This is a genomic window from Nonlabens sp. (assembly GCF_039941875.1).
GTDB lineage: Bacteria > Bacteroidota > Bacteroidia > Flavobacteriales > Flavobacteriaceae > Nonlabens.
Genome location: NZ_JBDVDQ010000013.1, coordinates 25212 through 41162 on the forward strand (window position 1 = coordinate 25212; position 15951 = coordinate 41162).

Genomic DNA, 15951 nt, shown 5'->3' on the forward strand with positions numbered 1-15951 from the left:
AGTCTGGAGTATACTTTTATAATTATTATGTTATAAAATTTCTGAGATCTTATCTATAATCTTATTTAACGATTTTAATCTCAATTCATTTTTTTGATTCGGACTTAATTCGCTTATTTGATTATAAACTCCAATACATTTATTCATTCTAATGACGTATTCTTCGTCACTCATATTTTGAATGAGTTCAAATAATTCTTTTGGACTATTTAATAATGAATAATCAATAAAAGAATTCTCAGGAAACAAATCGTAAATACCAGTTCCTTTGCTATAATACACAGGTAAGCAACCATTTGCAATACTATCCCATATTTTCTCTGTAGTATAGCGTAAAGCAGCTGTGTTTTCAAAACAAAGATTAAATAAATAGGGTTCTAGTAAACCACCTTTTGATTCTGACCAGTCACCATCCCTACTATCCTCTTTTGATATACCATCTGGCCATCCTTTACCATATACATCCATCAAATTATTAGAATGTCCATAAAGAGCAATGTTAACCCTAGGTTTTATCAAATCCACATCTAGTCCATTTACCATTATTGGTTCTGAATCTAGTCCTTTATAAAAACTCATTAACCCAACTAGCTTCCTATTCAATATTTTAAAACTGTCTTTTAAAGGAATTAATTTTTTATCAATTTTTTTTGAATGAAAACTTAGCCGATCAACGAAAACATCACCAGTATAAATGTTCATAATATGAATCTTTAACCACCCAAAATAAAATGAATTTATGTTCTCGGTAGAGGTATTGAACCGAGGTTCTAGTGTCCATAATAAATATTTTTTTTGAGTTCGATATTTGAAAAAATAAGGCTTTAATTGTTTGATTTTTTGTGAAACAATTATTTGAGCATTATTAGGAGAGTCTACAATATTTATTTTATTCTTTTTAAAGAATGGTAAATCTATTTCATGAAACCCCTTAAAAGGAGTGTAAGTCATGTTATTTGTTATAAAAATATTTATCATAAATCTAGTACTAATTAAATGAAAACCTTTATAACCGATAAGTCTCTATCATATTCATAAAAGTACGGTCGGTTGCGATAATGCAAGATAATCGTTTCTAGTAGTCTATCATTAACCAGATCCATATCTAAAACAGGTTTCGTTTTTTTGTTAAGGATTTTTTTGATTTTATCCTTACTATTTTTTAAAACCTTGGTTATTCTTATCTCTACTGGTTGTTCTACTCGTTGTTCTACTCGTTGTTCTACAAGGCTAGTAAGTAAACCTGTAATTTCTTGTAGATAGTTTTTAAATTCCCATCTCTCAACAGGTTCATTTAAAAGTCTATATGCAGCAGGATCGCAGGGTAAACCCCAGTTGTTATTTATGTTGACTTTTGTTGTGTTACGCTTTCGCGAAAGCGTATAATATTCATGATTTATCTTTTCTAAATAACTATGAAACGGCTGCTTACTTTTTATATCTCTATATCCTTTTTCATGCCATTGGTGCAATAACAAAACTTCTTCTTGATACAAGTTAGTGTGTACATCGATGCGTTCTAGACGGTCAAACATATCAGCATCTTCGGCACCCCAATTGTGATAGAACTCGTCAAATCCATTTATGGACTGTAATTTCTCCGTATTAAAAATAGCCGTGCCGGTTAATCCACCTATAAAATCTACATGATAATCATTAAATGCTTTTAAGTTCTTACTTTCTTCTTTTTTTAAAAATCCATAAGGAAAATTAATCACCTCATTTTCTGAGGCTAGTATTAATGCCTTTTCTACAAATTCAGGATGCGCTATACAATCCATGTCTAGCACCATAAAATAGGTAGCCGTACAATCACGCAACACCATATTAATGGCACGAGTTTTATGGAATAATTGACCTTGTGTAGGGCAAAGTATCAAGTTAATTGCTGGATACTTTTCTTCTATTAATGCATTGATTTTTTGCTGATATTCTGTAGTACTACCATAATCTACAATGGTAAGCATAATGCTATCATTGAGCTGTGGATATATAGAATCGAGAGTCTTTTGAACAATTTCAAAAGCCCTATTTCTATTCACTATGACTATGGAGAGACTCATTTTATTAGTGTTTTCTAGGATCTATTTTATAAATTTAATGTCATTTTTAGATAGACCTTTTGCTCTGTAAAAAACATCTAGTAATTTAAAACGAGATAGTAAATTTTTAAAAAATTTAATTTTAATTCTATAAGTTAGTTTACGAGGTCTAAATTTATGATTAAGAATAGTAAAGTCTTCTTTTTCTAGAGGTAAAAAACTATTTACTAAGTCACTCATCCAGGGTTCTGGTTTATTACCCATATGGTAAGCATTATTTGACAAGGTCGCCAATCTATATCCATCACATAAAACTGCTGGCTCGTCAAGGTATTTATTTTCTGAATTTCCACCTAGAATAAAATCTGCATTTTCATAGGGCAAGGCTTTAAAAATAGAAGTGTTATAGGTAACACAAAAATGGCCATTTCCTACTACCGCTTTGTCTCCATTACTTGCAGTAAGGGTCATGTATTTAGTCTTATATTTTTTATCTAACCAGGGCCAGCCTATGCTTTTTGCATATTGCGTCATCGCCTCTGGATCTTCTACGTCAGAAAAAGAAAGCTTATTAGAAAACAAATAGTCTGCCCAAATATTTGATGTCAACCTATTATGGGTTCTGAAAATAGGTACAGGAGATACTGCGGCAGCCTTTTTAAAGTTTTTAAAGACTTTAAAAACTTCTTTATCCCATTGTGGGAGAAAAAGAACATCTGCGTCTGTAATGGTTACATAAGATGATCTGACATTTCTTAGAACACCTAAAATAGCGTTTACCTTACCTACAGGTTTTGTTATTAAACTTAGATGATCTGTATAACCTTGTTGATGTAATTCTATCAACTCTTTTTCTATTGCAATAGATCGATAGCCGTTTGCTACGAGATGTATTTGAGAATCATAACAAGAATTGATTCGCAATGATTGTAAACATAGTTTTAAAATGTCTAGAGTACCAGAAAAATACTCTACCTTATTACTAATAAAAAATGGGACGATGATCACATGATTGCTCTCCTTATTTTCTAGTCGTTGATCTCTGATAGGATTCTTTCCTTCTCGCATATTATTTTAAGAATAAAATCATGAAAATAATTTTCTACTATGTATTGTAAAGGTCGTTGATTTGTTTATTAATTAATTCAAAATTATATTTTGAATTAATTAATAATTCGTTATGCTTGAATGCCTTTTGAACAATATGTTTTTCATTTAATGCAAATGATATTTGATTAGAAATGTCTTTTATATCTAGAGGGTTATTTAATAAACAACCATTACAATGGTGTATTACTAGATCTTCTGTGCTGCCTCCTGGATTACTTTGTATTGGAAATGCTCCCATTATCATAGATTCTATTAAAGTATTAGGCATGCCATCAGAAATACTATTACCAATGTAGATATAAGCTTTTCCCATAAGTTCTAATAATTCTACATGATTTAAATCATGCCTGCCGTATGTTTCTATATTAAGTTTATTCTCATTTATGAAAGTAGTAGTTTTTGCATGTGCTCCAAAAACCACTACTTTCAATCCATCAGGAACATGAATATCCTTTATAGCTTTCAATACGTTAAGTGCTCTACCGAAATCATGCTCATAACCTTTAATTAAAATAATAGAACGTTGAGATATTGGTTTTTTAAATTTTAAATACGCACCTATTTTATAACCTCCACCACCTGGAATAACAGCTGTCACACCATCATAACCTAATTTACTTGCGATCAACTTATCTCTAGTATTATCTACATGTAACAAGTCTACTAGTTTGAGTGCTTTTTTAATTTTTAATAGATGAACATGGAAGTTTTGATAATAAAATAAATCACTACCCCAACAAGAATATATTATTTTTATCTCCGTAAAAGATTTCAAAGTTTTTATAATGGGGTAAAAGCAAGTTTGCATCTCAAAAACATGAATTATGTCTGGTTTAATTTGAGAAATAATTTGATGCAAATATTGATTTTCTGTAATTTCTAATATGGGTCTAATCAAGTCATATAGCTCAGGGCTTTTTTTAGATAACGTATACTCCCCTTTAATAGGTGCAACTTTACGTCGATGCCATTCATTAAATTTTACAACTTTATTTTCAAATTCGACATTATCTTTACTTAAAACATTAAACCAGTATAGCTCATTGCATTCATCTTCTACATTAGATATCCATCTAGCAGCGTGTATTGACGGCATAGAGATAAATAATATTTTCATTTAATTATGATCTTGAAATAATTAATTTTAATTTTCTGATAGAGAAAGTGGTAACCTTTTTTATATTTATATGCTTTATTTAAGTAACCTAGACTATAAATTAAAAACAGTTCTCCTTTATTGAAGTTTAATAAATTATTTGCCTTTGATATTGTTTTGTGTAAAATTGATATGCTAACATTAGAATTCATGTAATTCCTTATTATATCAAAAATCCATTCTTTTATTTTCTGCTTAGGCAAATCAATTCTAGAATCATTAAGACATGTTGTTATGGATTCAATAAATATAGCTACAGACTGTATTACGTGAGTAAAAAACTCAGGCTTTCTCGGATTATTATTATCAGCTATTCTATAATAGCAATCAATTTCTGGAATAGATATATAAATAGGTTTATTTAAAACTAGTAATCGTATGTTAAAATCTATATCCTGAAATCTTTGAAGGTTTTCGTTAAATTTAATATTATCAATAAAGCTCTTTTTATAAGTAGGACGACAAATACTCCATGGCAAAGTCTTCAAAGTTAAAAAAGCATTTAATGCAACATCCCAATCACCATTGATCACTAGAGATTTACTCTCTTTTTGAAATTTATTTCCTGAGAACTTTCCCATTTCAAAGATAACTATATCTAAATTATCATTTTTTTGAAATTCTTTAACTCTATTTTCAAATGATGTAGATGTTAAAACATCATCACTATCAAAAAATATAATATAATCCCCATTTGAAATACTTAAGCCATAATTACGACAGGAATTTGCTCCTTTGAGCTTTTCTAACGGCCTGTTATAATATGAAAACCTAGGTTTATCCTTTATATAATCACATACAACTTGTTCTGTATAATCAGTACTTCTGTCATCTACAATAATACATTCCCAATTTCCGTAAGTCTGTTTCCTTATAGATTCTAAAGTCTCTATAATAAGATGTGCTCTATTATAACTCGGGATTATTATTGATATCAAATTGTCTTTCATTACCTAATTAATATAGATTAAATATTTGAGGTTTTAATACAATGACCTCAGATTTGTTTCAAAAACATCTCTTCCATATTCTTTTAAAATATACTGTCGATTGACCTTACCTATTGCATCCCATGAACTCCTCAAAAATAACATTTGTTCTAATCCTTTAGCCAATTCAAATGGTTCATTTGTACGACACAGAATATTATTTTCAGGTAATTCATAAGGGATTGAACCTACCGAGGTTGATACGACTGGTAATCCCATACTCATTGCTTCTAGCATAACGGTAGGTAATGCTTCGTGCAAACTGCTTATAACTAAAAAATCAGATTGATCATAAACCTCTTTTATCTCAAATCTATTTTTAGAACCTGTTAAAGAAACAAAATCCTGAATTGCCAATTCTGTAATGAGCATTTCTAAATTTTGTCTTTCTGAGCCTTCCCCTATAATAGTTAACTGTACCTCAACATCCTTTTCTCTTAATGACTTCAGTAGTAGAGCGAGACTTCTTAAAAGGTTATCAAACCCTTTGACTTTTTCTAATCTACCTACAGCTAGCATTTTTATTAAATTCAGCTTTTCTTTTCCATTAATCGAAGAGAAAAACCTATCATCAATTGGATTATTTATCCTCTTTATTTTCTGAGAATTAAATCCAGCAGATAACAAAGCCTTAAAATTCCAAGTAGAGATTGCTATAGGTGTATCAACAAGATGGATTAATGGTGTGTAAAATTGAGGATCTTGTGAAAGGTGTCGAATATCATAACCGTGAAAAGTGACGTGAATCTTTACATTTTCTAGCGGCCCAATAACTTTTAAAAATTCTCTAGCTACATCCCCAAAATGAAAATGTATGTTGTCTATCTGATTATTCTCAACAAGCTTTTTGAACCTTTTGTTGAGAATTTTTTTTTTGTAATCTTTTTTATTAAACTTTAGTAAGAGAAGATCATAAAAATTAAATGGATTAATTAATGATAGAAGAGCTTTAAATGTTGTCAATTCATAAAAGGTTCCAATCTCAAAAATTTTTACCTTGGATATAATCTCATGATATCCTTCTAACGCTTGCGAATTTGATTTTATCGCTTTTGCACCAACATAAACACTTTCTGAAACATTTAAAGCACAAAGAATATGATCTCTAATAAAAGTCTCTGAAAGCTCAGGAAAAGAGTTCATTACTATCAGTACATTTTTATTCATTTTAAGATCAATTACAATTTCTTATACACTACAACACTATTTAAACCTTGATCTTTAATTAAGAACTTATAGATTACAAGTTTCAACTTAATCGGGAGTTTATTTATCATATTAGTTGCTTTATGCACTGACTTGAGTGGAATAGCGACTTGATTCCAATTATTTAATTTTGCTATTTTCTTTAAAAGAAAACTATTAACTATACCTAGACGATACTTACGAGATTTAGAAACCTTAACCGATTCAAGAGATACCAGTTCTAAACCAAAAATATCTAAACTTTCAAATGATTTCTTATTAAACCTAGATATATGATGTGGTGGTAAATTCAAAGTATGGTTGATACTAGATGTGTCATGATTATCATTATTCGGTACAGAAAAAATATAGTATCCATCTTTCCTTAAACATTTTACCCCAGCTTCTATAAAACTATATAAATCACTCACATGTTCATGAACATGATTACTCACAATAACATCATAAACCTCTTTGTTTGATAAAGAATGAGCTTCAACACTCTCATCTTTAAGTGTGACACCTTTTGCAATTGCATTTTTAATGGCCAGATCATTGAATTCTAAACCTACATAACTATCGCAATTTATAACTTTGGCAAAATCTCCATCACCAGCACCTACTTCTAAGACTTTATCCTCTTGAGTTATATAATTTTTAATCATTAAAAATTCAGGTCTCAACGGACTGTAATAATTATCTCTTATCTCTTGTAAAACTTCATAGAACTTATCATTTCCAGCCATTCTAGGATCAAAAAACAAATGGCTACAATCATTACATTTAAAAAAAGAAAAAGATTCAAGGTTGAAAAACTGAGAAAAATCTCTACCAAACGACTCTTGATAAATATCATTAATCAATTTTGAATCAAAAGTCGACTCAACTGACAAGTCGTTTGATTTGCATAATATGCAATTTGCTTTTATTGAATCCATAAAGTGCTAAAGTAGTTTTGTCCCCAATTCTTTTTTGGCAAGGTTATATCATAATTCCACTCCATAGAAAACTCGCAAACATTTTTCAATTCTTCTAAATCAAAAGTTCCATTTCCTATAAATAATGAAATGTTATAAAGACCTGGAACCAGAGTCATATTTTGAATCTCTATGACTACATCAGTTCCGTTTTGTTTTTCAAATTTTTGAGAAGCTTGATGCATATTTGCTGCCGCAACTCTTTCCCCAAAATTATTTTCTAAAACATAACCAATAGTTATCGTATCATATTCTTTATAATCTAATTTCAAATGAATACGTAGATTTTGGTTATGATTAATATTTTTCTCCTCTAATCTGATTTCAGAAATGAGATCAGACCGTTTTATCTGCATATCATTCTGATTATTAGATGAATTCTTTAAGTAATCATTTATGGCGTCATTAGTTTCTCCTACAAAACTAATTTCTCCATTACTTAAAACCATAGTTCTACTACACAAACTCTTCACAGCAGCCATATTATGACTCACAAAAAGCACCGTACGTCCACTCGTATTAGAAATATCTTGCATTTTCCCGATTGCTTTTTTCTGAAACTCTGCATCTCCTACCGCTAGTACCTCATCTACTACTAATATATCTGGTTCTAGAAACGCGGCAACGGCAAAACCTAACCGCACGCGCATACCACTAGAATAACGCTTTACTGGTGTATCAATGTACATCTGACAGCCAGAAAACTCCACTATCTCATCTATCTTATCAGAAATTTCGGTTTTAGTCATTCCCAAAATAGCTCCGTTGAGATAAACATTTTCTCTACCTGTAAGTTCTGGATGCATACCAGTACCTACTTCTAGCAAACTCGCGATGCGTCCTTTAGTTTTTATAGAACCTGTTGTAGGGCTAGTTACTCTAGACAGTATCTTTAATAATGTAGATTTACCAGCACCATTTTTACCGATAATACCCAGTATCTCGCCACGTTTTACCTCAAAGTTGATATCCTTTATCGCCCATACATAATCACTAGTGGCCGCAGCACTGCGGTCATTTACGGCACCTATTGTAAGATATGGATCTTCTTTACCTCTTATCCTGGCCCAAAATCTGTTTAAATCATGACTTAAGGTACCAGTTCCTACGGTTCCTAAACGGTATTGTTTAGAAACATTTACAGCTTTTAAAATAACATCATCACTCATCGCTTGCAGTTTTAAAAGGACATACAGCTAGTAAACCTTGTTGTAAATTATGAATTACCTGTTGAGATGGTAAGGAGCTCTCATGATTCTTTATCATAATCACCGCTTCTTCAACTCCTATCTCTTTCTCTATAAACTCTGGCTGGTAGGTGTTTAAACCTACAGATAGAAAGTAATCGTGATACTTTACTCCATCTCCATAAATATTTTCTGAAAACTTAACCTGTACAGCTGGTATTTGATAAGCATGCGCCACGATAACACCATGTAGAGAAGAAGATAAAATCTTCTCACAACTTAGTATTTCATTAGTTGTTTTTTCTATATCATTGGTATTGAAATCTATAATTAAAATATCTTTACGTTCACCATATAGTTTCTTCACTATTTCTAGGTCGTTGATATGTGGTATAATTCCTAAGGTGAACGCTTTGTCTACATTAGGATAATGATATAACGGTAATAATAGTGCCGGATCTCCATAGACCGCTGGACACTCATAACCTAGTTCGAGGATTCGCTTTCGCGAAAGCGGACCTCTAACAGACAAAAATCTAGCACTAGCTATGGACTCATCTTTATGGTTAATACCGCTGCCCCATACCGTACAATAGCTATTGATATGAGCGAGTACACTGCCTATAGTTACGTATAAAGGGGTAAATAAATTTTTAATAGAAAACTTTTGAGCACGTACCCAAGATACTTTTTTACCAGAAATTTTTTCTACTAGATATTTACCTAATAGATCGCCGTAGTTTTCTTTCTGTTTTTTCTGGATAAAGATCTCACTCCACCAGTATAGTCGTATTGCTGCCATTATACGGTGTCGATAAAAGTTTTTTCGGTTCTATTAAAAATAATAAGACCTATTAAAAAGGCAATAATCGCCACACCTGAACTGATCCATAAACCAGAAAATGAAATATCGCCTGTGCCTAACAATAAGTTTCTATACAATTCTATCACCTGCGCTAGCGGATTTGCCTCTATAATCCATGCCCAATCTGGACTTTTAATTTTTGCCTCGCTTAAAGGATACATCACAGCACTTAAATACATTAATAGGTTGATACCAAAGGAAACTAATATAGTAAGATCCCGATACTTAGTAGTCATAGAACTTAAAATCATACCTACACCTAGTCCTAATAAAGCCATGTTCAGTATGGTCAGTGGAAATAACCAAACATAAATGGACGGCGCTATGTTAACATCTTTTACTAGTATGAAATACAAGTAAAAGATAATAAATATAAGCAACTGTATACCATACTTAAACAGTCCTGATAACACCTTAGAAGCAGGCACAATAAATCTAGGAAAATACACCTTACCAAATAAACTGGCGTTTGCTGTAAAGGTATTACTTGACGTCGTTAGACATTCTTTAAAGTAATTCCATAAGGTAATACCTGCAAGATTAAACAGAAATGGTGGTACACCGTCTGTTTTAATATCTGCAAATGTGTTGAAAACAAGTGTAAACACGACACTGGTAAACAATGGCTGAATCAAAAACCATAAAGGTCCTAAAACGGTTTGCTTATAAACGGTAACAATATCCCGCTTTACAAATAACACGAGAAGATCTCTATAACGCCAGATCTCTTTAAGATTGAGGTCTATAAGTTTTCCTTTGGGCTTGATTTCATAAAGCCAATCCTTATCTGACATAAAATTAGGCCTTAGAATTAAATTTAGATTGTATTGCTTTTTTAATTTTAGTTAAAAAACCATCTTTCACATCATTTTCATGATACCCATTGCCATAGGCTCCATAACCATAGCCATAACCGTAGCCATAACCATAACCGTAAGTCCCTTTATCACTAAAATGATTAAATATAAAACTCAAGTTTTTAATTTCGTCTCTTTTATATTTTTCATTCACCACATCGAGCATTCCTTTTTTAGTATAGCCCTGACGTACCATATAGAGACTAGCGTCTGCATGCTTTGCTATTTCTAGAGCATCTGCTACTAGACCCAATGGTGGTGTATCTAGAATAACGTAGTCATAATTCTTTTTAAACTCTTCTATCATGTCTCCAGCACGTTTAGACATAATAAGCTCACTAGGATTAGGCGGTACCGGGCCAGAAAGTGCTATATCTAGATTTTCTATTCCTGCAGATCTAATAATGTCATTTAAGGAGCAATCGTTTACTAAGTAGTTAGAAACTCCTAAATCGTTATCAATCTCAAAATCATCAAATATCTTAGGCTTTCTTAAATCTAAACCTACCAGTAAGGTACGTTTACCACTTAAAGCAAAAACAGTAGCAAGGTTGATACTGGTAAATGTTTTCCCTTCTCCACTCACACTACTGGTAACCATAATCGTACGAGAATCGTGTTGCGATTCTTGATCATAAATAAAGTGTAAACTAGAACGTATCCCTCTAAAAGATTCTGCTATCGTAGATTTAGGTTTGTCACGTACTATTAAATTAGTAGGATGATCCATTTTTCCTACGACTCCTAACACAGAAACTGGGCTTAGTTTTTCAAGATCCTTAGGGCTGTGTACATAATTATCTAAAAGAGTAAGTACAAAAGCAACTGAGATAGGTGCTGCAAATGCTACCATCAAAGCAATTAAGTAATTGATATTAGAATCTTTGCGCTGTCCACCGCTACCTATATCTTTTGCTGCATCTATAACATAAATATCTGACACATTCGCCGCTTTGACTAACTCTGCCTCTGCTCTTCTAGCTTGAAAAATGTTATAAGCATTCTGTCTTAAATCAAACTGACGTTGTATTTTAAGGTACTCCTGCTCTTCCTTTGGTAAGGTTTTAATCTTAGCCTCTATTTTATAAATTTCAGAGTTGAGCTGTTTCAGCTCGCCATTAAGTTGAAGTTTTGAACTAGAAATGTTTTCAAAAATAACTTCTTTAATAGCGTTGATATCTCGATCTATTTCTCTGAAAATAGGCGCATCTTCTCTCATGGCAAACTGTCTGCGTTTGCGCTCTTCAGATAACTGTATTAATCTGGCAACACTTCCTACCACACTTCCTTCTGTAATACCGACTACTGTAGGAGCCTGTATGGCGGTATAATCAGTTTTATCTCTTAAGTAATTACGTAAGTTATTGTAATAATCTAATTTATTCTGAAGGTTAGTTCGCTGAAATTCAAAATCAGTAAGCTTTGCATTAAAATCACTATTTTGAACAGCTGCATCTACTAACTGACTCTTAGATTGAAAATCTTCCAATTCATTTTCAGATGCTTTGATAGCCTCTGCCTGAGCGATAAGACTGCTATCGATATACTTAATCGTACTGACAGCAAATTTATTCTTACGTTCTAGTTCCCCTTTTTCTAGAACTATAGAACTGGAATTGATATAATCTACTAATCTATCTTTATTAGAACCTCTTAAAGAAAGTTGTATGATAGAAGAACCAGTAGGTTTTTGAAGAATAGATATACCTTTATAACGACTTACCGTACCCCAATAATCGCCAAAATTAAATAACCAGGTTCCTTTTTGAGTGGTACTGCTGGTCTTTTCTATAGTGACATGTAAAAAAGGTAGATTAATAGGCTTGCCAAATTCAAATTTCTGTTTCCATTCTCCTTGTGGTGTATTAACCTGACCACCTTCTTTAGTGAAATAATTAAAAGCTCCTGCACTATTTGAACTAAAATTAGCCGTTAATTCAAATTCCTTATCATTTAACACATTAATACGTATGGAATTGCCTTTTATTTGCAAGGCATCTTCTACGGCATAAATAAAGAAAGGTGTTTGCTTATAAGCGTCTACATTATAATATTTACCTTCTTTAATATAATTGATATAGAACTGAAGTTCGTCCACGACTTCTTCTGCATGAGAACGTGATTTGAACTGAGTAATCGCTGTTGTAACCTTATCTGTAGTACCACCCCAATTAAAAGTTAGACTGGTGTTACTGGTAAATAACGGATTTGAATTGTCCTTAATACTGATTAAGGAATTCATATCATAATAAGTCTGTATAAATTGGTTCTTATAATAAGCATAACCTATACCAACACCCAGGCAAAGTAATAACAACCACCACAAGCGTATCAGTTTACTGAAAAACTGTCTAATGTCAAATATGCCAGTTAGGCTATTAACTTCATTTTCTTCTTCCATGATTAATTAGAGATATTGTTAATCAGTAAAACAGTTCCTACTAAAGCTGTAAAGACAGATAATATAGTCGTAAAGGAAGACAAACCAGTTGTACCTGTACCTAGCGATTTTTGCGGTAAAGGATTAACCACAATCATATCATTAGGTTGTATGTAATAATAAGGAGAGTACACAACGTCTATACTAGTTAAATCTAGCTCGTGCGTTTTCACGCCATCTGGATATTGTCTAACAATTTTCACAGCGGTTAGATCGCCCGTAATAGGCACACCACCACCGTCTGCAATAGCCTCTATAATACTTACCTGTTCTCTAAAAATTGTTTTCTGCCCTGTTCCATTAACCTCGCCTACCATAGTATATCGCAAGCCGTCTAATTTTACGGTAACAAATAGATTGGCATTTTCTTTAAAATATTCAGTCAGTAGTCTTTTTTCTATCAATTCACGCAACTCTTCTACCGTCATGCCTATCGCTTTTATCTTACCTAATTGCGGCACACGTATATCTCCATGTTGATCTACCGTATAACCAGTGAAGTATAAACCAGCACCTTGAGTAGATCTTGTATTACCTTCATCACTTTCTACATTAAACATCTTTACTAGATCTGGATCGATAGGTGCTTTAATTTGAATAGAAAGTATGTCGTTAATTTGTAATCGATAAGGAGGTTGTATTTTTCTAATAACGATCAAAGAATCATTTGCAGTTTTATTAGACTCTTGTAAATAAGTAATCTTAGATGTAGGTACGCAAGAATTCGCTATTAACAATAAAAAAAGTACCAAAACGCCTAACAGCTTTCTCATGTATAGAAAATAAAGTAAGCTGCAAATATAGAATTATTGAAGTAAAAATCTCTTTTTGATTCCATTCATTAGTATATAATCGATACATATGTTAAAAGATGTATGATAATCTCGCTTTCGCGAAAGCGAAACAAATACAAAACAATCGAGGCCACACTACCGATCTCTTACAAATTTGAACAACCATAAAATATCTATACCTTCTCAAGAGACGTCAAATTTTATGGGATGACCACACTATGCTAACACTTAACACCGTAATATTGCATTTCTTAATTTAAGTAGGATTACCATGAATTATATAACTGTAGAAAACGTTTCCAGAGCATTTGCCGATAAAGTTCTTTTTAAAGACATATCACTAGGTATCAATCAAGGACAGAAGATAGGCTTTGTAGCAAAAAACGGCTATGGTAAATCTACTTTACTTAACATAATCACTCGTGCTGAAGAACCTGACAGTGGTAATGTAGCTTATAGAACAGATCTAAGAATGGCGTTCTTATCGCAAGAACCTAATCTTAATCCAGAGATGACTATTGAAGAAGTCATTCTAGATAGCGATGTACCTACCATGAAAATCATAGCAGATTATGAGCACTCGATGGCAAATCCTGACGATGCTGACATGATGCAGAAAGCGCTGGATGCTATGGACGCGGCAAACGCTTGGGATTTTGAAACTAAGTACCGTCAGATTCTTTCTAAATTAAAACTAGATGACCTATCGCAAAAAGTAGGTAAATTAAGTGGTGGACAGAAAAAACGTATCGCCATGGCTATGGCTTTACTCTCAGATCCACAGCTTTTAATAATGGATGAACCTACTAACCACCTGGACCTAGAAATGATCGAGTGGCTAGAAGCCTACTTTAAACAAGAAGACTACACCATACTTATGGTAACACACGACCGTTATTTCTTAGATCGTGTGTGTAATGAAATTATAGAATTAGATCAAGGTCAACTATACACATACAAAGGAAACTACTCTTACTACGTTGAGAAAAAGCAAGAACGTTTAGAAATAGCTCAAACTAATCAAGAAAAAGCACAGCAACTCTATAAAAAAGAATTGACCTGGATGCGTCGCCAGCCTAAAGCGCGTCGTACTAAATCAAAATCTCGTATAGACGACTTCTATGTAATTAAAGAAGCCGCTCATAACCGTCGTAAAGATCATCAGGTAGAACTAGAGATTAATATGCAACGTATGGGAACAAAGGTTGTGGAATTACACAAACTGAGTAAATCGTTCGGTGATAAACATTTGATTAAGGATTTTTCTTATAATTTCTTACGTGGAGAACGTCTAGGAATTATAGGTAAAAATGGTACTGGAAAATCTACGTTCTTAAACATGGTTACTGGTGCACTTACTCCAGATACTGGTAAAGTAGTTGTAGGAGAAACAGTTAAAATAGGATATTACACTCAAGGTGGTATTGAAGTAAAACCTGGTCAAAAAGTCATAGATGTCGTTAAAGAATACGGTGAGTACATCCCTTTAAATAAAGGAAAAATAATCAGTGCGAGCCAATTACTGGAGCGTTTTATGTTTGATAATAAGAAAAAACATGATTTTGTAGAAAAACTAAGTGGTGGTGAACGTAAGAGACTGTACTTATGTACCGTACTTATTCAAAACCCTAACTTCTTAATTCTAGATGAACCTACAAATGATCTAGACATACCTACACTTAACGTACTAGAGAATTTTTTAATGGATTTCCCTGGTTGTATTATAGTAGTAAGTCACGACCGTTATTTTATGGATAAAATAGTAGATCACTTATTTGTATTTAATCAGTCTGGAAACATCACAGACTTCCCTGGTAACTACAGTGATTTTAGAGCTTATGTAGGTAATACAGACATCGCTCTAGATAAAGATGCCGAAGAAGAAAAACCTGTAGTCGTTAAAAAAGCAGAACCTACTCCGGTTGCACCTACTTCTGGACCAACTAGAGAGCAACAAAAAATGCTTTCTAGAATGGAGAATAAAATCAAGCAACTGGAAGAACTAAAGAAAAAATTACAAGACAGTTTCCTCGATCCAGACATTCATGCAGATCAAATGACTGAAAACTCTATACAACTAGAGAAGACTAAAGCACAGCAAGAGGAATTAGAAATGGAATGGTTAGAACTAAGTGAGCAAATTGCTAATAACTAACTTATTTTATATCATATCTTAGATTTAAAACCTTCCTTTTAAAACAGGAAGGTTTTTTTTGTTTCATACGGTTTCTGTTTGCTTACTCAAAACTTTTAAGTTGTTTCCCGTTTCCGTTCCCCAACCCTAAAGGGTGCGGAAATAGGAAGCGTTCCGTTATTTTCTTTTCTCCGTTTTCCCAATGCAAAACTTTT

Annotated in this window: 13 protein-coding genes; 1 reads left to right on the forward strand and 12 read right to left on the reverse strand. The window is 32.6% G+C overall.

Annotated elements, in window-relative coordinates; genetic code table 11:
- Positions 1–30: 30 nt before the first annotated feature.
- Genes ABJF08_RS07320 through ABJF08_RS07375 form a run of 12 tightly spaced genes read right to left on the reverse strand, consistent with a single transcriptional unit; the run spans position 31 to position 13581 of the window.
- The gene (locus ABJF08_RS07320) at positions 31–951 is read right to left on the reverse strand and encodes a glycosyltransferase family 10 (protein WP_348115448.1); all 921 of its coding nucleotides are present in this window, start codon (positions 949–951) and stop codon (positions 31–33) included.
- A 41-nt stretch (positions 952–992) separates the two neighbouring features.
- Entirely contained in the window at positions 993–2063 is a 1071-nt protein-coding gene (locus ABJF08_RS07325) for a glycosyltransferase (RefSeq protein ID WP_348115449.1), read from the reverse strand.
- Between the two features lie 21 nt (positions 2064–2084).
- On the reverse strand, positions 2085–3110 hold the full coding sequence (locus ABJF08_RS07330) for a glycosyltransferase family A protein (RefSeq protein WP_348115450.1): 1026 nt from the start codon (positions 3108–3110) through the stop codon (positions 2085–2087).
- Between the two features lie 37 nt (positions 3111–3147).
- Positions 3148–4248, reverse strand: a complete 1101-nt coding sequence (locus tag ABJF08_RS07335) for a glycosyltransferase (RefSeq protein WP_348115451.1) — start codon at positions 4246–4248, stop codon at positions 3148–3150.
- A 17-nt stretch (positions 4249–4265) separates the two neighbouring features.
- On the reverse strand, positions 4266–5258 hold the full coding sequence (locus ABJF08_RS07340; RefSeq protein WP_348115453.1) for a glycosyltransferase family 2 protein: 993 nt from the start codon (positions 5256–5258) through the stop codon (positions 4266–4268).
- A 33-nt stretch (positions 5259–5291) separates the two neighbouring features.
- A complete protein-coding gene (locus ABJF08_RS07345; protein WP_348115454.1) occupies positions 5292–6464 on the reverse strand; it encodes a glycosyltransferase family 4 protein in 1173 nt (390 codons plus the stop codon).
- An 11-nt stretch (positions 6465–6475) separates the two neighbouring features.
- Entirely contained in the window at positions 6476–7420 is a 945-nt protein-coding gene (locus ABJF08_RS07350) for a class I SAM-dependent methyltransferase (RefSeq protein ID WP_348115455.1), read from the reverse strand.
- Positions 7408–8628 (reverse strand): ABC transporter ATP-binding protein, encoded by a 1221-nt coding sequence (locus tag ABJF08_RS07355; RefSeq protein WP_348115456.1) that lies wholly within the window; start codon positions 8626–8628, stop codon positions 7408–7410. Before ABJF08_RS07355 ends, ABJF08_RS07350 begins: the two co-directional genes overlap by 13 nt.
- Positions 8621–9448 (reverse strand): polysaccharide pyruvyl transferase family protein, encoded by an 828-nt coding sequence (locus tag ABJF08_RS07360; RefSeq protein ID WP_348115457.1) that lies wholly within the window; start codon positions 9446–9448, stop codon positions 8621–8623. Before ABJF08_RS07360 ends, ABJF08_RS07355 begins: the two co-directional genes overlap by 8 nt.
- On the reverse strand, positions 9448–10305 hold the full coding sequence (locus ABJF08_RS07365; protein WP_348115458.1) for an ABC transporter permease: 858 nt from the start codon (positions 10303–10305) through the stop codon (positions 9448–9450). Before ABJF08_RS07365 ends, ABJF08_RS07360 begins: the two co-directional genes overlap by 1 nt.
- A 4-nt stretch (positions 10306–10309) precedes the next feature.
- Positions 10310–12769: a polysaccharide biosynthesis tyrosine autokinase gene (locus ABJF08_RS07370; protein ID WP_348115459.1), complete on the reverse strand. Its 2460-nt coding sequence runs from the start codon at positions 12767–12769 to the stop codon at positions 10310–10312.
- 2 nt (positions 12770–12771) lie between these two features.
- Positions 12772–13581 (reverse strand): polysaccharide biosynthesis/export family protein, encoded by an 810-nt coding sequence (locus ABJF08_RS07375; protein WP_348115461.1) that lies wholly within the window; start codon positions 13579–13581, stop codon positions 12772–12774.
- Positions 13582–13873: 292 nt separating this feature from the next.
- Between ABJF08_RS07375 and ABJF08_RS07380 the strand changes: the two genes are divergently transcribed.
- On the forward strand, positions 13874–15757 hold the full coding sequence (locus tag ABJF08_RS07380; protein ID WP_348115462.1) for an ABC-F family ATP-binding cassette domain-containing protein: 1884 nt from the start codon (positions 13874–13876) through the stop codon (positions 15755–15757).
- Positions 15758–15951 lie beyond the last annotated feature (194 nt).

What these genes read in the sequence shown, in the direction of transcription:
- ABJF08_RS07320 (WP_348115448.1), bottom strand. Translation starts at nt 951, where the DNA reads ATGACTTACACTCCTTTTAAGGGGTTTCATGAAATAGATTTACCATTC.
- ABJF08_RS07325 (WP_348115449.1), bottom strand. Translation starts at nt 2,063, where the DNA reads ATGAGTCTCTCCATAGTCATAGTGAATAGAAATAGGGCTTTTGAAATT.
- ABJF08_RS07330 (WP_348115450.1), bottom strand. Translation starts at nt 3,110, where the DNA reads ATGCGAGAAGGAAAGAATCCTATCAGAGATCAACGACTAGAAAATAAG.
- ABJF08_RS07335 (WP_348115451.1), bottom strand. Translation starts at nt 4,248, where the DNA reads ATGCCGTCAATACACGCTGCTAGATGGATATCTAATGTAGAAGATGAA.
- ABJF08_RS07340 (WP_348115453.1), bottom strand. Translation starts at nt 5,258, where the DNA reads ATGAAAGACAATTTGATATCAATAATAATCCCGAGTTATAATAGAGCA.
- ABJF08_RS07345 (WP_348115454.1), bottom strand. Translation starts at nt 6,464, where the DNA reads ATGAATAAAAATGTACTGATAGTAATGAACTCTTTTCCTGAGCTTTCA.
- ABJF08_RS07350 (WP_348115455.1), bottom strand. Translation starts at nt 7,420, where the DNA reads ATGGATTCAATAAAAGCAAATTGCATATTATGCAAATCAAACGACTTG.
- ABJF08_RS07355 (WP_348115456.1), bottom strand. Translation starts at nt 8,628, where the DNA reads ATGAGTGATGATGTTATTTTAAAAGCTGTAAATGTTTCTAAACAATAC.
- ABJF08_RS07360 (WP_348115457.1), bottom strand. Translation starts at nt 9,448, where the DNA reads ATGGCAGCAATACGACTATACTGGTGGAGTGAGATCTTTATCCAGAAA.
- ABJF08_RS07365 (WP_348115458.1), bottom strand. Translation starts at nt 10,305, where the DNA reads ATGTCAGATAAGGATTGGCTTTATGAAATCAAGCCCAAAGGAAAACTT.
- ABJF08_RS07370 (WP_348115459.1), bottom strand. Translation starts at nt 12,769, where the DNA reads ATGGAAGAAGAAAATGAAGTTAATAGCCTAACTGGCATATTTGACATT.
- ABJF08_RS07375 (WP_348115461.1), bottom strand. Translation starts at nt 13,581, where the DNA reads ATGAGAAAGCTGTTAGGCGTTTTGGTACTTTTTTTATTGTTAATAGCG.
- ABJF08_RS07380 (WP_348115462.1), top strand. Translation starts at nt 13,874, where the DNA reads ATGAATTATATAACTGTAGAAAACGTTTCCAGAGCATTTGCCGATAAA.